The 23,484-nt window shown below is 33.5% G+C and carries 23 protein-coding genes; 19 read left to right on the top strand and 4 right to left on the bottom strand.

Going from position 1 to position 23,484, the window contains the following annotated elements; genetic code table 11:
* From recF to CBF36_RS10060, 14 genes are all read left to right on the top strand, one after another.
* Complete coding sequence (gene recF / locus CBF36_RS10125; protein WP_125958314.1) at window positions 1–1,134, top strand: DNA replication/repair protein RecF; 1,134 nt, start codon at window positions 1–3, stop codon at window positions 1,132–1,134.
* Window positions 1,124–3,070: a DNA topoisomerase (ATP-hydrolyzing) subunit B gene (gene gyrB, locus CBF36_RS10120; RefSeq protein WP_125958321.1), complete on the top strand. Its 1,947-nt coding sequence runs from the start codon at window positions 1,124–1,126 to the stop codon at window positions 3,068–3,070. The genes recF and gyrB overlap by 11 nt, the downstream gene beginning before the upstream one ends.
* 17 nt (window positions 3,071–3,087) lie before the next feature.
* A complete protein-coding gene (gyrA, locus tag CBF36_RS10115; protein ID WP_125958313.1) occupies window positions 3,088–5,610 on the top strand; it encodes a DNA gyrase subunit A in 2,523 nt (840 codons plus the stop codon).
* Between the two features lie 75 nt (window positions 5,611–5,685).
* Complete coding sequence (locus CBF36_RS10110; RefSeq protein ID WP_125958312.1) at window positions 5,686–6,300, top strand: hypothetical protein; 615 nt, start codon at window positions 5,686–5,688, stop codon at window positions 6,298–6,300.
* 32 nt (window positions 6,301–6,332) lie between these two features.
* The gene (locus CBF36_RS10105; protein WP_165865459.1) at window positions 6,333–7,349 is read left to right on the top strand and encodes a MutS-related protein; all 1,017 of its coding nucleotides are present in this window, start codon (window positions 6,333–6,335) and stop codon (window positions 7,347–7,349) included.
* A gap of 133 nt (window positions 7,350–7,482) precedes the next feature.
* Complete coding sequence (gene rpsF, locus CBF36_RS10100; RefSeq protein ID WP_125958310.1) at window positions 7,483–7,782, top strand: 30S ribosomal protein S6; 300 nt, start codon at window positions 7,483–7,485, stop codon at window positions 7,780–7,782.
* A gap of 43 nt (window positions 7,783–7,825) precedes the next feature.
* Complete coding sequence (ssb, locus tag CBF36_RS10095) at window positions 7,826–8,350, top strand: single-stranded DNA-binding protein (protein ID WP_125958309.1); 525 nt, start codon at window positions 7,826–7,828, stop codon at window positions 8,348–8,350.
* Window positions 8,351–8,368: 18 nt separating this feature from the next.
* Window positions 8,369–8,608, top strand: a complete 240-nt coding sequence (rpsR, locus tag CBF36_RS10090; protein ID WP_071455937.1) for a 30S ribosomal protein S18 — start codon at window positions 8,369–8,371, stop codon at window positions 8,606–8,608.
* Between the two features lie 134 nt (window positions 8,609–8,742).
* Window positions 8,743–9,195: a 50S ribosomal protein L9 gene (gene rplI, locus CBF36_RS10085; RefSeq protein ID WP_125958308.1), complete on the top strand. Its 453-nt coding sequence runs from the start codon at window positions 8,743–8,745 to the stop codon at window positions 9,193–9,195.
* Window positions 9,196–9,218: 23 nt separating this feature from the next.
* Complete coding sequence (dnaB, locus tag CBF36_RS10080) at window positions 9,219–10,586, top strand: replicative DNA helicase (protein WP_125958307.1); 1,368 nt, start codon at window positions 9,219–9,221, stop codon at window positions 10,584–10,586.
* A gap of 122 nt (window positions 10,587–10,708) precedes the next feature.
* The gene (locus CBF36_RS10075) at window positions 10,709–12,001 is read left to right on the top strand and encodes an adenylosuccinate synthase (protein ID WP_125958306.1); all 1,293 of its coding nucleotides are present in this window, start codon (window positions 10,709–10,711) and stop codon (window positions 11,999–12,001) included.
* Window positions 12,002–12,095: 94 nt separating this feature from the next.
* Window positions 12,096–12,968 carry a DegV family protein gene (locus tag CBF36_RS10070; protein ID WP_125958305.1) on the top strand — a complete coding sequence of 291 codons (873 nt, stop codon included), beginning with the start codon at window positions 12,096–12,098 and terminating at the stop codon, window positions 12,966–12,968.
* A 118-nt stretch (window positions 12,969–13,086) separates the two neighbouring features.
* Complete coding sequence (locus CBF36_RS10065) at window positions 13,087–13,536, top strand: DUF3290 family protein (protein WP_165865458.1); 450 nt, start codon at window positions 13,087–13,089, stop codon at window positions 13,534–13,536.
* Between the two features lie 4 nt (window positions 13,537–13,540).
* A complete protein-coding gene (locus tag CBF36_RS10060) occupies window positions 13,541–14,170 on the top strand; it encodes a DUF421 domain-containing protein (protein WP_125958303.1) in 630 nt (209 codons plus the stop codon).
* A 37-nt stretch (window positions 14,171–14,207) separates the two neighbouring features.
* Here CBF36_RS10060 and CBF36_RS10055 read toward each other — a convergent pair whose 3' ends face one another.
* From CBF36_RS10055 to CBF36_RS10040, 4 genes are all read right to left on the bottom strand, one after another.
* A complete protein-coding gene (locus CBF36_RS10055; RefSeq protein ID WP_125958302.1) occupies window positions 14,208–15,830 on the bottom strand; it encodes an ABC-F family ATP-binding cassette domain-containing protein in 1,623 nt (540 codons plus the stop codon).
* A gap of 125 nt (window positions 15,831–15,955) precedes the next feature.
* On the bottom strand, window positions 15,956–16,942 hold the full coding sequence (locus tag CBF36_RS10050; protein WP_125958301.1) for a polyprenyl synthetase family protein: 987 nt from the start codon (window positions 16,940–16,942) through the stop codon (window positions 15,956–15,958).
* A gap of 11 nt (window positions 16,943–16,953) precedes the next feature.
* Window positions 16,954–17,493 carry a Gx transporter family protein gene (locus CBF36_RS10045; RefSeq protein WP_125958300.1) on the bottom strand — a complete coding sequence of 180 codons (540 nt, stop codon included), beginning with the start codon at window positions 17,491–17,493 and terminating at the stop codon, window positions 16,954–16,956.
* A gap of 115 nt (window positions 17,494–17,608) precedes the next feature.
* Window positions 17,609–19,519, bottom strand: coding sequence for an NAD(P)/FAD-dependent oxidoreductase (locus CBF36_RS10040; RefSeq protein ID WP_125958299.1), 1,911 nt, complete (start codon window positions 19,517–19,519; stop codon window positions 17,609–17,611).
* 288 nt (window positions 19,520–19,807) lie between these two features.
* Here CBF36_RS10040 and CBF36_RS10035 point away from each other — a divergent pair, with 288 nt between their 5' ends.
* The 5 genes from CBF36_RS10035 to CBF36_RS10015 all read left to right on the top strand — a co-directional run.
* Window positions 19,808–20,359, top strand: coding sequence for an FMN-binding protein (locus tag CBF36_RS10035; protein ID WP_125958298.1), 552 nt, complete (start codon window positions 19,808–19,810; stop codon window positions 20,357–20,359).
* Between the two features lie 87 nt (window positions 20,360–20,446).
* Window positions 20,447–21,541 (top strand): FAD:protein FMN transferase, encoded by a 1,095-nt coding sequence (locus CBF36_RS10030; protein WP_125958297.1) that lies wholly within the window; start codon window positions 20,447–20,449, stop codon window positions 21,539–21,541.
* 18 nt (window positions 21,542–21,559) lie between these two features.
* Window positions 21,560–22,504, top strand: coding sequence for a 1,4-dihydroxy-2-naphthoate polyprenyltransferase (menA, locus tag CBF36_RS10025; RefSeq protein WP_125958296.1), 945 nt, complete (start codon window positions 21,560–21,562; stop codon window positions 22,502–22,504).
* A 105-nt stretch (window positions 22,505–22,609) separates the two neighbouring features.
* Window positions 22,610–22,822, top strand: coding sequence for a zinc ribbon domain-containing protein (locus CBF36_RS10020; RefSeq protein WP_125958295.1), 213 nt, complete (start codon window positions 22,610–22,612; stop codon window positions 22,820–22,822).
* A 198-nt stretch (window positions 22,823–23,020) separates the two neighbouring features.
* Window positions 23,021–23,484: DUF515 domain-containing protein (locus CBF36_RS10015; RefSeq protein ID WP_125958294.1), on the top strand; the 464-nt coding region annotated here is incomplete at its 3' end.

The following is a 23,484-nucleotide window of genomic DNA, read 5'->3' as shown; positions in this document are numbered from 1 at the left end:
ATGCAACTTAATCAAATAGAATTAACGAATTATCGGAATTATAATCAACTCACTTTAAATTTTTCACCAAAATTAAATGTATTTGTTGGGGACAACGCTCAAGGCAAAACAAATTTATTGGAAAGTATTTATGTTTTATCACTAACGAAAAGTCACCGAAGCAATCATGAAAAAGAATTAATTCAATGGGATAAAGATTTCGCTAGGATTGAAGGACAAATTAGTAAAAAAAATGGTGATATTGATTTAACTATGATTGTTTCTAACAAAGGAAAAAAAACAAAAGTTAATGGATTAGAACAGACAAAATTAAGCCAGTATATTGGCTATTTAAATGTTATTTTATTTGCCCCAGAGGACTTATCTTTGGTCAAAGGCTCCCCACAGTATCGTCGGAAATTTCTAGATATGGAAATTGGACAAATCAACTCACAGTATTTGCATCATTTAAGTAATTATCAAACAGTGTTAAAACAACGAAATCAATATTTAAAAAAAACAGCTTTTAATAAATCATATGATTCTCTTTACTTAGACGTGTTAAATGAGCAATTAGCACAAGAGGGGAGTTTTGTGCTCTTTTCCCGTTTATATTTCATTAAATTGCTTGAAAAATGGGCAAATAGTATCCATGAGAATATTTCTTATGGAAAAGAAGAATTACGAGTATCTTATAAATCTACCCTTGAATTAAGTGCAGAACAGACACGAGAAGAATTGTACCATTTACTGATGGAAGAGTTAAAAAAGACTGAAGAGAGAGATTTAACTCAGTTAACAACCAATGTAGGGCCACACAGAGATGATTTAGTTTTTATGGTGAATGGTCAAAATGTCCAAACCTATGGCTCACAAGGCCAACAAAGAACTACGGCTTTAAGTGTTAAATTAGCAGAAATAGAACTGATCAATGAGGAAATTGGAGAATACCCTATTTTACTTCTTGATGATGTTCTTAGTGAGTTAGATGATGAACGACAAGTACAGTTGATGGAGTTTATTGATAATAAACTCCAAACGTTTTTAACAACAACAAGTGTGACACATCTAAACGATAAATTAAAAATAAAACCCGAAATATTCTATGTAACAAATGGAGAAGTAGAAAGGACGAGTGAAGACGTTGACGGATAAACAAATAAATGATGGACAGGCTTCAGCATATGATGCGAGTCAGATTCAAGTTTTAGAAGGACTAGAGGCAGTTAGAAAACGACCTGGTATGTATATCGGATCAACTGGTCCACAAGGTTTACACCATTTAGTATGGGAAATTGTCGACAACTCAATTGACGAGGCATTGGCTGGTTTTTGTACGGAAATTAATGTCACAATTGAAGAAGATAATAGTATTACAGTAAAAGATAATGGTCGTGGTATTCCGGTGGGGATACAAGAAAAAACAGGACGACCAGCTGTTGAAACAGTGTTTACCGTTTTACATGCCGGAGGAAAATTCGGTGGTGGAGGATATAAAGTATCAGGTGGTCTACATGGTGTGGGATCATCAGTTGTAAATGCTTTGTCTGAGACATTGAATGTAAAAGTACATGTTGACGGAAAAATTCATCATCAAGAATTTAAACGTGGGAAAGTGGTCGATGATTTAGAAATTATTGGCGAAACAGACCATCGTGGAACGGTTGTAAACTTTAAACCTGATGCAGAAATTTTCCAAGAAACCACTATTTTTGAGTATGATAAATTAGCAACACGTATTCGTGAGTTAGCTTTTTTAAATCGTGGATTACGTATTAGTATTTCAGATAAACGTGTGAATCCAGTTAGAGAGGAATCTTATCACTATGAAGGTGGGATTAAGAGTTATGTCGAGTATTTAAATACTGGTAAAACAGTTCTTTTCCCAGATCCTATTTACACAGAGGGTGAACAACAGGATATTAGTGTAGAAGTCGCCATTCAATATACTGATGACTATCACACAAACTTATTAAGTTTTGCCAATAATATTCATACGTACGAAGGTGGTACTCATGAATTTGGGTTTAGAACCGCTTTGACACGTGTAATCAATGACTATGCCAAACGTCAAAAATTATTAAAAGAAAATGACGAAAATTTAAGTGGGGACGATGTACGTGAGGGAATGACGGCTGTTATCTCTATCAAACATCCAGAACCACAGTTTGAAGGACAAACAAAAACAAAATTAGGTAATTCTGAAGTAAGAACGGTTACTGATCGATTGTTTTCAGAAGCCTTTAATAAGTTCTTATTAGAAAATCCAGACGTAGCAAAACGAGTGGTAGAAAAAGGTATTTTAGCTTCTAAAGCACGTTTAGCAGCTAAAAGAGCACGTGAAGTGACACGACGTAAAGGTGCCCTTGAAATTAGTAGTTTACCAGGTAAATTAGCAGACTGTTCAAGTCGCGACCCTGAAAAAAGTGAATTATATATCGTCGAAGGGGACTCTGCGGGTGGATCGGCTAAAACAGGTCGTGACCGTAAGTATCAGGCAATCTTACCTATTCGTGGGAAAATTTTAAACGTAGAAAAAGCTAGCATGGAAAAAATACTAGCTAATGCTGAAATTCGTTCACTATTCACAGCAATGGGGACTGGTTTTGGTGGGGATTTTGATGTGTCAAAAGCACGTTATCATAAATTAATTATTATGACTGATGCCGATGTCGATGGAGCACATATTAGAACACTTTTATTGACACTATTTTATCGTTATATGCGTCCAATTGTTGAAGCAGGATATGTTTACATTGCACAACCACCATTATATGGAGTGAAACAAGGGAAAAATATTACCTATATCCAACCAGGTAAGGATGCAGACGAGCGTTTGGCTCAGGCAATTTCAGAGTTACCAGCGACACCAAAACCAAGTATTCAACGATACAAAGGATTAGGTGAAATGGATGATCATCAGTTGTGGGATACAACCATGGATCCTGCCAAACGTACCATGTTACGAGTAACGGTAGAAGATGCCGCTAAAGCAGATGCTATATTTGATATGTTGATGGGGGATAAAGTAGAACCTCGTCGTGAATTTATCGAGGCCAATGCACATTATGTTAAGAATTTAGATATTTAAGTAAGGGAGATACGTTCATGTCTGAAGAAATCAGAGAAAATATTCAAGATGTTAATTTGACACAAGAAATGGAAGAATCCTTTATTGATTATGCCATGAGTGTTATTGTGTCTCGTGCATTACCGGATGTAAGAGATGGATTAAAACCTGTTCATCGTCGTATTTTATATGGAATGAATGAAATGGGTGTGACACCTGATAAAGCGCATAAAAAATCAGCTCGTATCGTTGGTGATGTCATGGGGAAATACCATCCCCATGGTGATAGTGCGATTTACGAATCAATGGTCCGTATGGCACAACCATTTAGTTACCGTAATATGTTAGTTGATGGTCATGGTAACTTTGGCTCTGTCGATGGAGATGGAGCAGCTGCGATGCGTTATACGGAAGCACGTATGAGCAAGATTGCGGTTGAGATGTTACGTGATATTAATAAAAATACTGTTAATTTCCAAAAAAACTACGATGAAACAGAAAAAGAACCAGAAGTTTTACCAGCACGTTTCCCGAATCTTTTAGTTAATGGAACAACAGGGATTGCTGTGGGTATGGCAACAAATATACCGCCACACAATTTATCGGAAGTAATTGATGCATTAAAATTATTGATGGAAAATAAAGATGTAACAACGAATGAATTAATGGAGGCTTTACCTGGCCCAGACTTTCCAACTGGTGGACTTGTCATGGGTAAATCAGGGATTCGTAAAGCTTACGAAACAGGTAAAGGATCAATCATTGTTCGTGCGAAAGTCGATATTGAAGAAAAATCAAATGGTCGTGAACGCATTATTGTAACTGAAATCCCATATATGGTGAATAAAGCAAAACTGGTTGAACGTATCGCGGAGTTGCATCGTGAAAAACGTATTGAGGGGATTACTGATTTAAGAGATGAATCTTCACGCGAAGGGATGCGTATTGTGATTGAAATTCGTCGTGATACAAGTGCATCAGTTGTGTTGAATAATTTATATAAATTAACGTCACTACAAACAAGTTTTGGCTTTAATATGTTAGCAATCGTTAAAGGTGTACCAAAAGTTTTAGGATTAAAACCGATTCTAGAGTATTATTTGGAACATCAAGAAGAAGTCATTGTTCGCCGTACAGAATTTGATAAACAAAAAGCAGAAGCTCGTGCGCACATCTTAGAAGGCTTGAGAATTGCATTAGATCATATTGATGAAATTATTAAAATTATTCGTGCATCAGCCTCTGATGATGTGGCAAAAGCGACATTAATGGAAAAATTTGAGTTATCAGATAGACAATCTCAAGCTATTCTAGATATGCGTTTACGTCGTTTAACAGGTTTAGAACGTGAAAAAATTGAAGCAGAGTATCAAGATTTATTGGTATTAATTGCAGATTTAAAAGATATATTAGCTAACCATCATAGAGTATTGGAGATTATCTCTGAAGAATTGGATGAAGTTCAGCGTAAATATGGGGATGCAAGACGGACGGAATTACTTGTAGGAGAAGTATTAAGTCTAGAAGATGAAGATTTAATTGAAGAAGAAGATGTGGTTATTACGTTAACTCATAATGGTTACATCAAACGATTACCAAGTACTGAATTCCGTACCCAAAATCGTGGCGGACGTGGTGTTCAAGGAATGGGCGTTCATGATGATGACTTTGTTGAGAATTTATTATCATGTTCAACACATGATACGTTATTATTCTTTACAGATACAGGTAAGGTTTACCGTGCAAAAGGATATGAAATCCCTGAGTACGGTCGTACAGCTAAGGGGATTCCTGTCATCAATCTATTAGGCATTGATTCTTCAGAAAATATTGAAGCCATTATCAATGTGGAGGGAAAAGCTGATTCTAATCAGTATTTATTCTTCACAACGAAATTAGGAACAGTAAAACGTACGTCTGTTAAAGAATTTGCAAATATCCGTACTAATGGATTAAAGGCAATTGGACTAAAAGAAGGCGATTCATTAATTAATGTGGCATTAACAGATGATGATGACACGATTATTATTGGGACAAATCTTGGGTATTCTGTAACCTTTAAAGCAGAAGCAGTGCGTTCAATGGGGCGTAGTGCAGCAGGTGTTCGTGGTATTCGTCTAAGAGAAAATGATTACGTGATTGGTATGGATATACTGAAACCTGATATGGAAGTATTAGTTATTACCGAAAAAGGATATGGTAAGAGAACACATGCTAAAGAGTATCCAATCAAAGGCCGTGGAGGTAAAGGGATTAAAACCGTTAATATTACTGAGAAAAATGGTCATTTAGTTGGATTAACAACTGTTAGTGGTGAAGAAGACATCATGTTAGTAACTAATAAAGGTGTCATCATTCGTTTTGAGTTAAATTCTGTTTCTCAAACAGGTCGCTCTACACAAGGTGTGCGTTTAATTCGCTTAGAAGAAGATGCTTTAGTATCAACTATGGCAACAATTGAAGTTGAAGAAGAGGATGTTGAAGAGGTTATTGTGACTGAGGAAGTTGAAATGGATGTTACAGTAACAAAGGATGTCAAAGACACTCCTTCTGAAGAATAACAAGCAAATCACTCGAAATCTTGATATTTTGAGTGATTTTTTTAAACAGTACAGTTCAATTAATGGGGTGAATGTATGAACGAAGTTATTTTTATAATAGTTATTGTGGTGATAGTGATTTTTTCAATAGTTTTTATGACGATTAAAGAACGACATAAGTCTCAGCAAATGATTCAAAGGAGATGGAATCAAGATCCTTCAAGTTATTACGAGCCAAACGAGCGAAATTTGATTGAATCTAGTCATTATTTATTTACATTGCTGGAAAAAGAAGGGAATATTAATCACGCAACATGGCAGGATTTGGATTTATTTGATGTTTATAAAAAAATCAATTTAACCTATAGTAAATTTGGCGAAGATATTCTGTATACGTCTTTAAAGGCAATAGATATTAATCCGTCATCAAGTCCATTAATTAACGAAGAGTGGCAATTGTATTTAACGAACCATATGGATGAACGAGCAAAAATTCAATATCGATTGAATCAATTAGGTAAAAAAATAAAAACAAATAGTCTGTATCGTTATTTTTTAGAGGACACATCAATTAAAATGGTTCTATCAAGTTCTTTCATTAAGCTATTTGCTAGTTTACCAATCTTATCATGTATTCTAATGATATTTTCACCAGTTATTGGGATAGGATTATTTATTGCTTCCATTTTTTTAATGTTGTTTTTTATCTAATTTATAAAGCAAAATTAGAGATAGAACTATCTATGCTATCGTATTTTGTTCAAACGGTTAGTGTGTCGAGTAAATTAACGACGATATCTTTTATGGAAAAAGAATTAAAGCGATTAACCAAGCATTTAAAACCTGTATTGAGATATGGTTTCTTCTTTCGTATAAAATCAGGTAGCGATGTTGAGGTGTTAGTTGAATCATTATCAGCCATGTTCTTATTACCATTTCTTTCTTTTCAAATGGTTGATAAAACGTTTCGACAATATCAGAAAGACTTAATTGAATTATGTCTCTTGTTGGGAAAATTAGATGCTAATTGTGGGGTATTGAACTTTAGGCAAATGAATGAATCCTTATGGTGTTTTCCAGAATTTCATGAGGAGCCTACAGTTGAAGTGGAGCACTTAATTCCCCCGTTGATTGACTATCCAATAGCAAATTCATTTGAATGTTACAAAACAGTCCTTATAACAGGTTCTAATGCATCAGGTAAGTCAACCTTTATAAAATCACTAGCAATAAGTTGTGTGCTCTCTCAGACGTTAAATATGGCGTTAGCAACTAGCTTTAAGCTAAGAAGAGGTCTGGTGATGTCTTCTATGGGGATTAGTGACAGTATCAGTCAGGGAGATAGTTATTTTATGTCTGAAATTAAATCATTGAAAGAGATGATTCAGCAAGTAGAAACAGGAATCTTTTCATATTGTTTCATTGATGAAATCTTACGTGGAACAAATACAATTGAAAGAATTGGTGCCTCAGCTAATACAATAAAATGGCTTAGTCAAAGAAATTGTTTACTATTTGTTGCAACACACGGTATAGAGTTACCACATATTTTATCAAATTATTGTCAAATGATTTATTTTTCGGAGAATATTAAAGATGATTCGTTTGAATTTGATTATAAATTGAAATACGGTATTAATACGAAACGAAATGCTATTAAACTATTAGAGTTAGTAGACTTTCCAAAAGAAATCACCGATGAAGCAATAGAGGATATTGCTCAATTTGAAGAAACACATCATTGGGATAATATAGAATAAGTGAATAAAGATTATCTTTTTATTGCAATATGATATCAAAAAGAGTATAATTTAATACTGTGAGTAAATGAAAATTTACTCTCCTTGTTCCTTATAATTAAGGAACCTTTAGTCCATAAGGAGGTGAAAATCAATGAGTCAGGTATCAAATTATGAAATCATGTATATAATTCGTCCTAACATTGATGAGGAAGCAAAAAATGCTCTAGTAAATCGTTTCGATTCAATCTTGAAAGATAACGGAGCAGAAGTTTTGGAATCTAAACAATGGGAAAAACGTCGTTTAGCTTACGAAATCCAAAATTTCCGTGAAGGTATCTACCATATCGTTAAAGTTTCTTCTACAGATGCTGCAGCAATCAATGAATTTGATCGTTTAGCAAAAATCAATGATGACATTTTACGTCACATGATTGTTAAAGAAGAAAACTAATAATGTTTCACGTGAAACATTTATAACGAAAGGAGATTAACCAATGATTAACAATGTTGTATTGGTAGGTAGACTTACTCGAGACCCAGATTTGAGATATACGTCAAATGGTTCTGCCGTAGCCACTTTTAACTTGGCTGTTAATCGTAATTTTACTAATCAAAGTGGAGAACGAGAAGCAGATTTTGTTAACTGTGTTATTTGGAGAAAATCAGCTGAAACCCTAGCTAATTATGCTAAAAAAGGGACTCTATTAGGAGTAGTTGGACGTATTCAAACTAGAAATTACGAGAATCAACAGGGACAAAGAGTGTATGTAACTGAAGTGGTTTGTGAGAATTTTCAATTATTAGAATCTAAAAATGCATCAAATCAAAGACAGCAGCAAACTGGTGGGTTTGATAATAATGCAGGCGGATTTAATGATTTTTCTCAAAATAACCAAAATACACAATCATCATTTGGCCAATCTTCAAGTAATGACATGCCGAACTTCGATCGTGATAACAGTAATCCTTTTGGAAACTCATCATCGATAGATATTTCGGATGACGATTTACCATTCTAATATAGAGGAGGGCATATAATGGCAGCTCAACAAAGAAGAGGCGGACGCCGTCGTCGTAAAGTATGTTACTTTACAGCTAACCATATTGATCATATCGATTACAAAGATGTTGAATTATTATCTCGCTTTGTTTCAGAACGTGGTAAAATTTTACCTCGTCGTGTAACAGGGACTTGTGCTAAACATCAACGTAAATTAACGATTGCAATTAAACGTGCAAGAATTATGGGATTATTACCATTCGTTAGTGAAGACTAATAAAACCAAGAGACATTCATTTTGAATGTCTCTTTTTGTTTCACGTGAAACAATGAAGAATAGTTTAGAAATACTATGAATTATGGTAAAATAAAAAGAGTATATAACTAGAATCGTTAGGAGAGTGGATATAGATGAAAGTTATCTTTTTAGAAGATGTAAAAGGAAAAGGAAAAAAAGGTGAAGTGAAAGATGTTGCAGTAGGATATGCTCAAAACTTTTTAATTAAAAAAGGATTAGCTAAAGAAGCAACAGCTCAAAGCTTAAGTGAACTTAAAGGGAAAGAAAAAGCAAAAGCTAAAGAAGATGCAGAAGTATTAGAAGAAGCAAAAAAATTAAAAGAAACATTTGAAACTGAAGGATTTGAAGTTGTTATAAAATCAAAAGCGGGAGAAGATGGTCGCTTATTTGGTTCTATCCCTTCTAAACAAGTAGCAGATGGACTTCAAAAGCAACATAAAATAAAAGTAGATAAACGCAAAATTGAAATGGAACAACCAATTAAAGCACTAGGATATACAACTGTTCCAGTGAAATTACATAAAGAAGTGGTAGCCAAACTACGTGTACATGTAGTGGTTGAGTAACCGGGAAATTGAGGATTTAGTCTATGGAACTTATTCAACAAGATAGAGTGCCACCTCAAAGTATCGAGGCAGAACAAGCAGTTTTAGGTTCTGTCTTTTTAAATGCAGATGCTTTGATTGAGGCAATGGAATATATTGATTCAGCTGATTTTTATCGACGATCACATCAGTTACTTTTCCAAACTATGTTAGATTTGAATAATCGTAATGAAGCGATTGATGTGATTACGATGAAAACAGAGTTGGAACAAAAGCAATTGTTAGAAGATGTTGGTGGGATTAGTTACTTATCTGAGTTAACAACAAGCGTTCCAACAGCAGCCAATGTGGGCCACTATGCAAAAATTGTGGAACAAAAATCGTTATTACGACGTTTAATACAAACAGCAACAGACATAGTAACAAAAGGCTTTGAACAAGACGAAGATGTTGAATTTATCTTAGATGAAGCAGAACGTCAAATTTTAGAAGTTTCTGAAAAAAGAAATAGAAGTGGTTTTTTAGCGATTTCAGATGTATTGAGTGATTCGATTGCTCAAATAGAACAACTCTCACAACAAGGTGATGATATTACAGGGTTACCAACAGGGTATCATGCACTCGATAAGATGACTGCAGGACTTCAATCAGAAGAGCTTATTATATTAGCTGCACGTCCCGCTGTAGGGAAAACAGCCTTTGCTTTAAATATCGCACAAAACGTAGGAACAAAAACGGATGAATCAGTTGCTATTTTTAGTCTAGAAATGAGTGCAGAATCTTTAGTGAATCGTATGTTATGTTCAGAAGGATCTATTGAAGCAAGTCATTTAAAAACAGGTCAATTAACAGATGAAGAATGGAATAGTTTAATTGTCGCAATGGGAAGTTTATCAAGAGCTAATATTTTTATAGATGATACACCAGGTATTAAAATATCTGAAATTCGGGCGAAGTGTCGGAAATTAGCTCAAGAGCAAGGTGATTTAGGTCTTATTCTAATTGATTATTTACAGTTGATAGAGGGGACAGGGCGAGAAAATAGACAACAGGAAGTATCTGAAATTTCGCGTCAACTAAAGAAACTTGCTAAAGAATTGAAAGTACCTGTCATTGCTTTATCACAATTATCTCGTGGGGTGGAGCAAAGGCAAGATAAACGTCCAGTGTTAAGTGATATTCGTGAATCAGGTTCTATTGAGCAAGATGCAGATATAGTAGCCTTTTTATATCGTGATGATTATTATCAACGTGATGGTGAAGACGGTGATGATGAACCCGCTCAAGAATCTAATAATATTATTGAAGTGATTATAGAAAAAAATAGAAGTGGCGCAAGAGGGACAGTCGAGTTAATGTTTATTAAAGAATATAATAAATTTACCTCCATTTCTCCAAGAGAAGAATTTTAATATTCGTAATTTGTGATAAAAACGTGTTTTTTTTATTTTAATGTTCTGTTTTAGTTGTGTTGAAATCTTTTTTTTGATAATATAGTTAGGTAATGAATAAAAGAGAAGAACGGAGTGTTCATATGTCATCAGTTGTAGTAGTCGGAACTCAGTGGGGAGACGAAGGTAAAGGGAAAATCACTGATTTTTTAAGCGAAAATGCAGAAATCATTGCAAGATACCAAGGTGGAGACAATGCAGGCCACACTATTCAATTTGATGGAACAACCTATAAGCTTCACTTAATTCCATCAGGTATTTTTTATCAAGATAAAATAAGCGTGATTGGTAATGGTGTAGTCGTTAATCCAAAATCATTAATTAAAGAATTAAACTATTTAAAAGAACATAATATTCCAACAACTAATTTAAGAATTTCAGATAGAGCACACGTTATTTTACCTTATCATATTCTTTTAGATCAGTTACAAGAAGAGGCTAAAGGTGATCAAAAAATCGGAACAACGATTAAAGGGATTGGACCTGCATATATGGATAAAGCAGCTCGTGTGGGTATTAGAATAGCTGATTTATTAGATAAAGAGATTTTTGAAGAACGATTAAAAATAAATTTAGAAGAAAAAAACAAATTATTTACCAAAATCTATGAAGTAGATCCTATTTCATTTGAAGAAGTGTTTGAAGAATACTATGAGTATGGTCAATTAATTAAAGAATACGTAACTGATACATCAGTTATCTTAAATGAAGCCTTAGATAATGGGAAACATGTACTATTTGAAGGTGCTCAAGGTGTTATGTTGGATATTGATCAAGGTACTTATCCATTTGTTACCTCATCAAATCCATTAGCTGGAGGCGTGACAATTGGAACAGGTGTAGGACCTTCCAAAATTGATAAAGTGGTGGGTGTTTGTAAAGCTTATACCTCTCGTGTAGGTGATGGACCATTCCCAACAGAACTATTTGATGAAACAGGTCATCAAATTAGAGAAGTTGGTCGTGAATATGGTACAACAACAGGTCGACCAAGACGTGTTGGTTGGTTTGATAGTGTTGTGATGAGACATTCTAGACGTGTATCAGGTATCACTAACCTATCATTAAATTCAATCGATGTTTTAACAGGTTTACCTGTCATTAAAATTTGCGTGGCTTATGAGTTAGATGGAAAAGAAATCACTCATTATCCAGCAAGTTTGAAAGAATTATCGAGATGTAAACCAATTTATGAAGAATTACCAGGGTGGACGGAAGATATTACTGGTTGTAAAACATTAGAAGAATTACCAGAAAATGCTAGAAACTATGTTAAACGTGTTTCTGAGTTAGTAGATGTTAGAATTTCAACGTTTTCTGTTGGTCCTGATAGAACACAAACAAATATTTTAGAAAATGTTTGGGAACAAATTTAAATACCCAATAAATATAAAAAAAATAGAGAGTTATCGAACTCTCTATTTTTTTATTATATAATAAAGTGAAACCAATGATAGGGAGAAAATAAAAATGACTTATAAATTTGATTTGTTGGTAGATTCCTGTTGTGATTTAACACATGATGAATTAGAGGAAACAGGTATTAAAAAAATTAGTATGACGATTCAATTGGATAATAAAGAATATATTGATGATTTTCAGGAAACCTTTGATTACAATTGGTTTATGACAGAACTTAAAAATGGAGCAACGCCAAGTACGTCACAAATTAATATTGGGAATTATTTAGATATCTTTAAAGATTATGTCGGTCAGAGCCAACCCTTGCTATATGTTTGCTTTTCATCAGGTTTAAGTGGCTCATATAATAATGCGATGACAGCTTTATCTATGCTAGAAGAAGAGCATGGAAAACTACCAATTACGATTATTGATTCATTAGCCGCTTGCTTAGGAGAAGGGCTTCTTGTTAAAAATGTTTTAAATTTTAGGAGACAAGGAAAAACATTAGAAGAAGTGGTAGCTTGGTTAGAGGAAATGTCCCCAAGACTACATTCATGGGTGACCGTTGATGATTTGAAACATTTAGAGCGTGGAGGAAGAATCTCTAAAACATCTGCTGTGATTGGGAGTATGATTAAAGTGAAACCAATTATCTGTATGAATGCTGAAGGAAAATTAATTAATACAGGCAAAGTACGTGGACGTAAGCATTCATTAGAAAAAATAGCTGAATTAACCAAAGAAACCATTGAACAAGAAGACGGACAAGATATTTTAATTGCTTATGCTGGAGATAAGGAATCTGGTGAAAAATTAAAAGCTATTTTACAAGATAAAGTATCGGTAAAAAGTATTTCAGTCAAACCAATGGGACCTACCATTGCTAGCCATACAGGATACGGTGCATTAGCAATTTTTTCATTCGGTATTATTAGATAAATAACAATAAAGATGTCTATTATTTTGAGTTTATAGATATCTTTATTGTTATTTTATTAGTCATTAATTATTAAAAAGGGTATAATTATATCATCATTAAAATTGGGAGTTGGGCTACGTGGAGTTTTTTACATATAATTATTTTGTTAATCAATCTAGTAATAGTCATATTTATCAATACTTATTAGTTATATTAGTCTTATTGATAGTTTTGTTATTTATTTTAAAGCGCTCTAAAAATAAAAGCCGGTTAAAATATCGTGATTTAATTATTTTATTATCGTTACTATTAGTTTTTTTGATTGGTATACAAACAAATGACTATCAGAAAGGAAAAGCAGAAAAGGGAAATTACTCCCAAATGATTTTCTTTTTAGAAGCGGTTAGTAAAAAAAAATTAGTTGATCCGGAGACAATTAGTGTTAATTACAAGTATTTAAAGGATGAGATGGTGTTAAAAATAAACAATAAATATTATCAAGTGAATTTTAATAGTGATTTTACGACATTTAAATTAGAAGAAACTGTACTGGTAAATGATGAATCAATAAAAGTAACAGGGAAGTGATGACATGAAGGAATATTTAGATATAGGGATAAAGCTAGCTATTGGGATTATTACATTAATTTTTCAAATGAATTTATTAGGAAAAGCAAACTTGGCACCAACTTCACCACTTGATCAACTACAGAACTTTGTTTTAGGGGGCATTATAGGTGGGATGATTTATAATGCACAAATATCTATTCTACAGTATTTCTTAGTATTGGTTATGTGGACATTTTTAGTGACATTATTTAAATATTTAAAAGAAAATGTTGCGATTGTCAAAAAAATGATTGATGGTTATCCTACAACGTTGATAAAAAATGGTGAGGTGTTAGTAGATGAGTGTACTAAAAAAGGCATTTCTGCTAACGATTTGATGTTTAAATTAAGAACAGCCAATGTCTATGAAACACGTTCGGTTAAGCGAGCGATCCAAGAACAGAATGGTCAGCTGACTATTATTTTATATGGAGAAGAAAACGTGAAGTACCCTCTAATTACAAATGGGTATATCAATCAAGACGTGTTAGAGATGATTGAGCGTGATAACTCTTGGTTATTTAATGAACTGAATAAACAAGAAGCTGAGGTACAAAATGTTTACTTAGGTGAATGGGTAAATGGGGAGTTAATTCTTAGTTTATATGATTAAAAAAACCAGTTATGTTTTTAGGCATAACTGGTTTTGATTATTTGAATATCGTTTTTAATTGTTCTTTCACAGTAGGATTTTCTAAAAACTCATCATACGTGGTCTCAGCACGATCAATTACTCCTTGATCAGAAACAGCAATGATACGATTTGCTGTTGTTTGGATAAATTGATGGTCATGTGACGCAAATAAAATGGAACCACTAAAGGCGATCAACCCATCATTTAGTGCTGTAATTGATTCCAAATCCAAATGGTTTGTAGGATCATCTAGCACTAATACATTTGCTTTAGATAACATTAATTTAGATAACATACAACGAACTTTTTCTCCCCCAGATAACACGTTAACAGATTTTAATACGTCTTCTCCAGAGAATAACATGCGACCTAAGAAGCTACGTAGGAACGTATTATCATTTTCTTCTTTTGAAGCATATTGACGTAACCAATCTACGATGGTCATGTCATTATTAAATTCATCTGTTGTATCCTTAGGTAAGTAAGCTTGAGAAGTTGTTACACCCCAGCGAACTGTTCCTGAATCAGGTTCCATTTCTCCCATAATAATTTTAAAAAGAATCGTTGTCGTAATATCATCTTTTGCGATAAAAGCTACTTTATCATCTTTTCTTAATGTGAAAGAGATATTATCAAGAATTTTTTTACCATCAATTGTTTTAGAAATATTTTCAACTTGCAATAAATCATTTCCAATTTCACGTTCAGGATTAAACCCAACGAATGGATAGCGACGAGATGATGGTTGAATATCATCTAATTCGATTTTTTCTAACATTTTTTTACGAGAAGTTGCTTGCTTAGATTTAGAAGCATTCGCGCTAAATCTTGCGATAAAGGCTTGTAATTCTTTGACTTTTTCTTCTTTTTTTGCGTTTTGATCAGCTTGAAGTCTGGCTGCTAATTGGCTAGACTCTAACCAAAAATCGTAGTTTCCAACATACAGTTTGATTTTTCCAAAATCTAAGTCAGCCATGTGTGTGCAGACTTTATTTAGAAAGTGGCGGTCATGGGAAACGGTAATAACAGTATTATCAAAGTTGATTAAGAATTCTTCTAGCCATGCGATAGACTCTCTATCTAAACCGTTAGTCGGCTCATCTAGTAGTAGAACATCTGGTTGTCCAAAAAGAGCTTGAGCAAGTAATACTTTAACTTTTTGACCAGCATTTAGTTCAGACATTTTTAGAGAATGTAAGTCTTCCGTAATATTTAAACCTTGGAGTAAACTAGCTGCTTCGGGTTCTGCTTCCCAACCATTTAATTCAGCAAATTCTCCTTCAAGTTCTGCTGCTTTAATCCCATCTTCATCAGAAAAATCTTCTTTCATATAAATGGCATTTTTTTCTTGCATGACTTCATAAAGACGTTTGTGTCCCATAATGACAGTATCTATAACCGTTTCATCTTCATAGTCGAAATGATTTTGTTTAAGAGTAGCTAGACGTTCATCAGGTCCTAGAGCAACATAACCAGTTGACGGCTCAATTTCATTTGAAAGTATTTTTAAAAAGGTTGACTTTCCAGCACCATTTGCCCCAATTAATCCATAACAGTTTCCTGGTGTGAATTTGATGTTTACATCATCGAATAATTTTCTATCCGGGAATTGTAAACTTACATCTGAAACAGTAATCAAAATAAATCCCTCACTTTTTCTTTATTAGTGTATTTGTCTATCGTATCTCCCCGATTATATCGGGTTTAAACACTTGGTGCAACCATATCAATAAAAAGAACCTTAATCTTTTGCTAGATTAAGGTTTAAAAAGTTCGTTGTAAAATCGATTTCGTGATGTCGTAGATGGTTTCTTTAGTCTGTTGTTGATTATTTGGTAATGATTGGATAGTGTCTAGTGCCCTGTTAGTATAGTGAGAAGCTAAGTCATAGGCCTTCTCAACACCGTGACATTCAATGACTAACTCATGGATCTGTTTTGCATCCTCTTGCGTCATGTTTTCTTTTTTACTTAATATTGGTTCAAAAAGAAGTGGGTGTTCAGCAATGCTACATATCAGAGGTAAGCTGTAAACACCTTGACGAACATCTTCTAAAACAGGCTTACCGAGTGTTTCTTCATTTTGTGAATAATCTAAAATATCATCCACAATTTGAAAGGCTAAACCGATGTCTTTACCAATTTCGCGACATTTATTTGCCAGTTTTTTCCCACCACCATTTTCATAACAACCAACAAAACAACTTAAGGCAAATAATTCAGCTGTTTTACCTGTAATGTTGGCTAAATAGTCATCAATTGTGACATTCATATTGTATCGTTCACTCATTTGTCCTAATTCACCAAGTAGCACTTTTTCCATACTAGTTGTATTGAGTTCAATACTTTTTAGAGAACTTTGATATTGGATTAATAATTTAAAACAAATAATAAAAAGGTAATCCCCAGAATAAACCGCAACATCCGTGCTAAAGGTTGAATTTAGGGTTGCTGTGCCACGCCTTGTATCAGCCACATCGACAATGTCATCATGAATAAGAGTTGCTGTATGTAAGGTTTCTATTGCAGCGGCTAGTGCGATGGTTTTCTTTTTATCTATTTTTGTACCAAATTCAGCAAATAATAGTAGATACGCAGGACGTAATAATTTACCGCCAGAATGAAAAATAGCTAATATAGCTTCTTCGACTTCTTTATTAGGTAGCGAGATAGAATCTGAAATGAGATTAAGTGTTTTTTGTAAATCTTTTTTTAAGGACGGATATGACGTCCACATAGCATGAGGTTCCATCAATAGTCTCCTTATTTTAGAGTGTGTTTATCATAAGCTAATTGAAATTCTTGAAGTGTTTTGACATGTTGCATTAAATAATTTGCAGCAATCCCAATGGCAATTCCAGCTAAAATCCCAATCCATGACAGGATGGGTAGGTATAACATGACCGTCCATGATTTAGCAATCCAACTTGCAACAATTAATTGTCCTACATTATGTAAAAATCCACCACATGCACTAATCCCAATAGTGCTAATACGTTTTGGCCCTAGTTGTTTTAGGAAGATCATTCCAAAATAACTTAGAAAAGCACCAGCAGCACTATACATTAGGGTGGAAACTGTTCCTCCAAGTAGTGTGGTTAGAAATAGTCTTAAAACCACTAATGTGAAACTATCTTTCATAGGCATCGTAAAAATGGCAATGATGGTGATTAAATTAGCTAATCCTAATTTTGCTCCTGGAGCAAAGGCAAAAGGGAAGGGAATCATATTTTCAAGTAATCCTATGATAACACCTTGAGCAACAAGTAACGCAATATAGATAATTTTTTTATTTTTGGACATGATTATTCTCCTATCATAGTGAGAATACTATCAATTTATTCATTGTGCAATACTTTGAATAAAAAGAAAGTTCTAGAAAATAATTTCTAGAACTTTCTTATGACGTATTTTAGGTTTAAGATTTTTCTCCGTATCGAGATTTCACATCTCCATACCACCAATTACCTAATTTACGTTGAATCCACGGCATAACCCATTTGTCTAATCCAAAGGCACGACCTGAACCATTCATTAAGGCGAATGCTACGAATAAGAACCAAATGTTTACCCAGTAGAACATTCCTGATAAACAGAACATTACAACTAAAACAATAGTGGTTGCATTAGCTAACCAAGTAAATAACCCAACGATAATTGCAAGAGCAAGAGCCACTTCAAATAATGTCATAAATTTTTGCATAAATAATGCGACTTCAGTATTTGGCATCATGAATTTCATGATTGAACCAAACCAATCAGGCATTGATTTAAAGACAAGCATTGGTTCTTCACCAAAGGCATAACTTAAACCAAACGTTGGATCTGGCGTAACGGTAGTCGCTGCTTCAGCTGCTTGAGACGCACCAGATGTTGCATCGGCAGGCTGTAGCCATTCAAATGGGAAAGCAACAGTATTGGTAAACCATGAGCCATCACCAAACCATGTACTAGGTTGTAAGACTTTACCATTACCAACAACTTTTTTCATTGCTTCAACTAACCAAACACAACCATAGAAAACACGTAAAGGAACTGACCATAAGACGTTGCTATTACGTGAAGTATGACCTCTAAAGACGTTACGTTCATCTTTAATACGGAAAAATTCATGCATGATATATTGGAACATATAATATCCTGAACGAATATCGAAGAAGTAACGTAAATTGATGATGTGTTTCATCAACATTGCAAAGAATCCACTTAAATGATATTTATCAAAGACACAAGCAACAGCATACTTAGAACCAATGGATACCATGAAGCCATCATATTTTCCTTTATAAGCTTCTTTTTCAGTGCCGTTGATAGTAGCTAAAATATTTTTTGCTGCACACAGACCTGTTTGTTCAGCAGCTTGAACGATTTGTGGTGTTGGACGGTTTTCTTTGTCAGATTCTTCAAAGTAAACTAAATCCCCAACCACATAAATCCCTTTGTCTTCAAATCCTTTTGCTTGCATGTATTCGTTTGAAACCAAACGATTAGCACGAGCAGCAGGCATATCAAATTTTTCAGCGTCACTGTTTGCTTTGACACCAGCAGTCCAAATTAATGTGTGTGTTGGAATTTTTTCACCAGATTTTAACACGATATGGTCATCATTTACTTCAACGATTGGCATATCTTTTAAGATGCTAACCCCTTTTTTGGTTAGATATTTTTCAGCTTTAGCAGCATCGTTACGGTCTAACATGTTTAAAATCGTAGGGGCTGCTTCGACAACCATTAAGTTAATATCTTCTGGTTTAATTTTGTTGTTTTTAGCTAATCTATCTTTCCAGTCGATTAATTCACCGACCATCTCGATACCGGTAAATCCAGAACCACAAACAACAAAATTCAACATGGCGTTACGTTTGGCTTCATCAGGTTCAACTGCTGCTAAAGCAACGGTACGCTCGATGTGTTCTCTGATTTTAATGGCATCATCCATTGACCATAATGTAAACCCATGTTCTTTTACACCAGGTGTACCAAAGTCATTAGGTTCTCCCCCCATACCTAATACTAGGTAGTCAAAAGAATAAGAACCTTGTTGTGTTTTCACCACTTTTTTCTCTTTATCAATCGTTGTGACAGTATCTGTTACAATACTTACATTTTTACGTTTACAAAATAAGCGTTGTAAATCATATTGGATGGCTTCAGGTTCAACACGTCCCCCTGCAACCTCATGTAATTCTGTCATCATTGTTTGATAAGAATGACGATCAATCAATGTGATATGAGCATCTGGATTTTTTTTCAATTTTTTTGATAACATTTTTGTAGCAGCTATTCCAGAATAACCTGCTCCGACAACAACTATCTCAGTCTTTGCCATAAAACACTCTCCTTTATTTGTATAAAATAGTTTGTGAATTGTGCAGAATATGAATAAATAATAACAACGTGAAAAATTTTACACAATTACTTACAATTATACAGTGTTATAAAAAAAAAGTCTAACAAATCTTTGTATTTAGTGAAAATGGTAGGAATTAAGAGTCAGATTAGAAAGTTGTGAAAAAATGAATAAAGTTATTGAAAGGCGTTGCAATTTTAGTCACAATGTTATAAAATGACAAGTGATTAGAAGTTCACAAAGAATATAAAAAGGCGGGTTATTCATATGAAAATTAAAAAATTAGTATCAGGTATCACAATGTTAGCTTTAACAACAGTATTATTAGCAGCTTGTGGTGGGGACAAAAAAGATGATACAGCTGCTTCATCAAGCACAGAAGCATCAAGCTCAGCTGTAGCTAAAGATTCATCATCAACAGAAGAATCATCAATGACAATTGGTGAATTAAAAGATGGCGAATATAAATTAGAAGAAAAAAATTATAACAATGGGTACCGTGTTGTATTTACTATCGTAGTAAAAGATGGCAAAATTACTGAATCTAACTATGATAACGTAAATGAAGAAGGTAAATCAAAAGTTGACGATGCTGAATACAACAAAAAAATGGAAGAAGTGGCAAAAACTTCACCAGAAAAATACATTCCTGAGTTAAACAAAGAATTATTAGAAAAACAAAACCCTTCAGATATTGATACAATTACTGGAGCAACTCACTCAACAGATAGCTTCAAAGAATATGCTAAACAATTAATTGAAGCAGCTGAAAAAGGTGACACTAAAACAATTGAAATTGACAACCAAGTAGAAAAATAAAGTTGACTTTTGTTAAAATAATGAGTGGCAAGCTATTAAGTTTGCCACTATTTTTATTGTTAATCATTTATAGCGAGGGAAGTATGTATGAAAAAAAAATTAACCACTAGTGTTGTATTATTAGCATTAACCAGCCTTTTAGTGGCAGGCTGTTCAGATAAAAAAACAGAAAAAAGTACTGATACCAAACAAGAAAAACTCGTCAAAGAGCCATATTCTGAAAGACAATTTTTAATGGGAACTTATGTACAAGTAAAAATATATAATGAAGGTAAAGAAGATGTTTTAAAAAAAGCGTTTGATCGCATTGGTGTATTAGATAGAGAAATTACGGTTAATGAAAAAGGATCAGAAGTGGACGACATCAATGAACAAGCTGGTATAAAACCAGTTAAAGTAAGTTCAGATGTGTATGATTTAATTAAAGCTGCCGTACACTATACAGAAGATTCTAATGGTGGATTTGACTTAGCCATTGGGCCAATTACTCAACTTTGGCATATCGGATTTGATGATGCGAGAAAACCAGAACAAAGTGAAATCGATCAAGAATTGAAAAAAGTGGACTATAAAAAAGTTGTATTAAATGATAAAGAACAAACCGTTTATTTAGAAGAAAAAGGGATGAGCTTAGATTTAGGAGCCATTGCTAAAGGATATATTACAGACGAAGTAGTCGATGTTTTAAAAGAAAATGGTGTAACAAGTGCTATTGTCGATTTAGGTGGAAATGTCTATGTGTTAGGTGATAACCCTAAAAGTGAATCTGGCAATTGGAAAGTCGGTATTCAAGATCCTAATGAAGCAAGAAATACTGTTGTTGGAACGGTAGAAGAAAAAAATAAATCGCTTGTTACATCAGGAATCTATGAACGTTATTTAAAAGTAGGAGACGATGTATATCATCATTTGTTTAATTCAAAAACAGGGTATCCATTTGATAATGATATTGCAGGTGTGACGATTGTTTCAGATACTTCTATTGCAGGAGATGCTTTATCAACGGCAGTTTTTTCTAAAGGTGTTAAAGAAGGAATGGCCTATGTTGATAGTTTAGATGGGGTGGATGCCATTTTTATTACAAAAGAAGATGATATCTATATTAGCAAGGGATTACAAGGTAATTTCAAATTAAATGAAGACTCTCCTTATAAAGTAAAAGATATTAAAGAGTTGAAATAGATTTAAAAAAGGAGAGGGTTGTTTATGTCAGTATTTTTTGAATTGGTGGAAATTCGCACCAAATTAGCGAGTATTTTTCCTTATTTTATTGGATTGCTATTTTCTTTATACTACTTTGGTCAAGTGAATTGGTTTAATATGTGTTTGTTTTTTATCGGAATGTTTGTGTTTGATATGGCAACAACTGCCATCAATAATTTAATGGATTATTTAAAAGCAAAAGATGATAGTTATCAACAATTAACTAATATTATTGGAAAAGCTGGGTTGGAAGTGTCGAAAGTTCGAAATATGATTATTGCGATGATTACTTTTTCAAGTGTCATTGGGTTATGGCTTGTATTTCGGACTAGTTTGTTACTATTGCCTATGGGTGGTCTATGCTTTTTGATTGGTATTTTTTACACGTTTGGACCAGTCCCACTATCAAGAATGCCATTAGGAGAATTATTTAGTGGTGTCACCATGGGATTTGGGATATTTTTCATCACATTGTATTTAAACATCTATGATACTGGATTTTTATCACTCAATTTTTTAAATGGACAATTTTTATTATCTGGCAATATAAAAGAATTAATAGTCAGTGTTTGGGCATCTATCCCTATGATGTTTACTATAGCTAATATTATGCTAGCCAATAATTTGTGTGATTTAGATCAAGATATTTTAAATCATCGCTATACGTTACCTTTTTATATAGGTAGAAAACAAGGGGTGTATCTGTTTGATTTGTTGATGTATAGTTGCTATATTGTGATTGTACTAGGTGTTTTAGTTGGAATTTACCACTGGAGCATGTTAGTTGTGTTATTAACCTTTCCTATAGTTAAAAAGAATGTGTCATTATTCAACCAAAAACAAGAAAAAGCAACCACTTTTTCAGTGGCAATCAAGAATTTAGTATTGTTTAATGGATCGCAGATTATTGGTTTACTATTGGGGTTATTATTGAGAAAATAGATTAAAAGCATTTTATAGTGGTTTTACTCGTAGGTAAAGCGATTATAAAATGCTTTTTTGTGCTCTATATAGTAAAATTAACTTACTCAAAAAGGGGGAAAAGACATGACAAAAAAACAATATCACTGTGAAAAATGTGGTTGCTTAGAATACACAGCAGATCAGATACAAGCAACAGGTGGCGATTTTTCCAAATTATTTAATGTTCAAAATAAAAAATTTACTACAATTAGTTGTAAAGAATGTGGCTTTACCGAATTATATCGTAATGAAACATCAACAGGAATGAATGTGTTAGATTTCTTAATGGGTGGATAGGTAAATACAAACGATTTATAAACAGAAAATAAAAAATAACACACTTTTTAAGTGTTTTCTAATTTTAAACATACGTTTTTTATAAAAAAACCACAATAAACCATATAATGTCGTTTAAAACGTTGAATTAAGACTCTCTGATGTTATAATGTTTGTGTATATTACATAAAATTATATAATAGGGAGAGTTTGATTAAAATGAAAAAAGTTAAGTTAACAACTGTAACGCTTGCTTTATTAGCTGGAACAGTCGTAGCTCCGTTAATAAGTGTAGCAGAAGAAAGTCCAATAAAACCAACATCTGAAGTAAAAAAAGAAGCAGATTTGGAAGCAAAAAAATTAGAATTAACGAAAAAAGTTAATGAGTTGTTTGATTATGCTAATGATCCAGCAGAAGAATCAATGAAATTATTGAAAGATGTGGATGCAGCGAAAACATTTGAAGATTTGGATAAAGTTAATACAGCAGTAGCTGAAAAAATTAAAGCCAAGGAAGTTGCTAAAGAAGCAAAGACAGCTAAGGAAGCAGAACAAACTTTAGAAGCAAAACGATTAGAAGTACTAAAAGCAATTAATGATTCATTTGACTATGCTAATGATCCAGCAGAAGAATCAAATAAATTGATAGAAGCAGCTCAAGCAGCAACGACAATGGAAGATTT

It is taken from the genome of Vagococcus bubulae (assembly GCF_003950315.1).
GTDB classification, from domain to species: Bacteria; Bacillota; Bacilli; order Lactobacillales; family Vagococcaceae; genus Vagococcus; species Vagococcus bubulae.
Note: the sequence above shows the minus strand (reverse complement) of the source record. Positions and strands in the feature narration are given on the sequence as shown.

Excerpts from the sequence above, each read along its gene's own strand:
- recF (WP_125958314.1), top strand. The coding sequence starts at position 1 with ATGCAACTTAATCAAATAGAATTAACGAATTATCGGAATTATAATCAA.
- CBF36_RS10045 (WP_125958300.1), bottom strand. The coding sequence starts at position 17,493 with ATGTCCAAAAATAAAAAAATTATCTATATTGCGTTACTTGTTGCTCAA.
- CBF36_RS10030 (WP_125958297.1), top strand. The coding sequence starts at position 20,447 with ATGAAAAAAAAATTAACCACTAGTGTTGTATTATTAGCATTAACCAGC.
- CBF36_RS10075 (WP_125958306.1), top strand. The coding sequence starts at position 10,709 with ATGTCATCAGTTGTAGTAGTCGGAACTCAGTGGGGAGACGAAGGTAAA.
- CBF36_RS10050 (WP_125958301.1), bottom strand. The coding sequence starts at position 16,942 with ATGGAACCTCATGCTATGTGGACGTCATATCCGTCCTTAAAAAAAGAT.
- rpsR (WP_071455937.1), top strand. The coding sequence starts at position 8,369 with ATGGCAGCTCAACAAAGAAGAGGCGGACGCCGTCGTCGTAAAGTATGT.
- dnaB (WP_125958307.1), top strand. The coding sequence starts at position 9,219 with ATGGAACTTATTCAACAAGATAGAGTGCCACCTCAAAGTATCGAGGCA.
- CBF36_RS10020 (WP_125958295.1), top strand. The coding sequence starts at position 22,610 with ATGACAAAAAAACAATATCACTGTGAAAAATGTGGTTGCTTAGAATAC.
- CBF36_RS10060 (WP_125958303.1), top strand. The coding sequence starts at position 13,541 with ATGAAGGAATATTTAGATATAGGGATAAAGCTAGCTATTGGGATTATT.
- CBF36_RS10040 (WP_125958299.1), bottom strand. The coding sequence starts at position 19,519 with ATGGCAAAGACTGAGATAGTTGTTGTCGGAGCAGGTTATTCTGGAATA.
- ssb (WP_125958309.1), top strand. The coding sequence starts at position 7,826 with ATGATTAACAATGTTGTATTGGTAGGTAGACTTACTCGAGACCCAGAT.
- rpsF (WP_125958310.1), top strand. The coding sequence starts at position 7,483 with ATGAGTCAGGTATCAAATTATGAAATCATGTATATAATTCGTCCTAAC.
- CBF36_RS10105 (WP_165865459.1), top strand. The coding sequence starts at position 6,333 with ATGCTATCGTATTTTGTTCAAACGGTTAGTGTGTCGAGTAAATTAACG.
- CBF36_RS10070 (WP_125958305.1), top strand. The coding sequence starts at position 12,096 with ATGACTTATAAATTTGATTTGTTGGTAGATTCCTGTTGTGATTTAACA.
- CBF36_RS10110 (WP_125958312.1), top strand. The coding sequence starts at position 5,686 with ATGAACGAAGTTATTTTTATAATAGTTATTGTGGTGATAGTGATTTTT.
- gyrA (WP_125958313.1), top strand. The coding sequence starts at position 3,088 with ATGTCTGAAGAAATCAGAGAAAATATTCAAGATGTTAATTTGACACAA.
- CBF36_RS10035 (WP_125958298.1), top strand. The coding sequence starts at position 19,808 with ATGAAAATTAAAAAATTAGTATCAGGTATCACAATGTTAGCTTTAACA.
- rplI (WP_125958308.1), top strand. The coding sequence starts at position 8,743 with ATGAAAGTTATCTTTTTAGAAGATGTAAAAGGAAAAGGAAAAAAAGGT.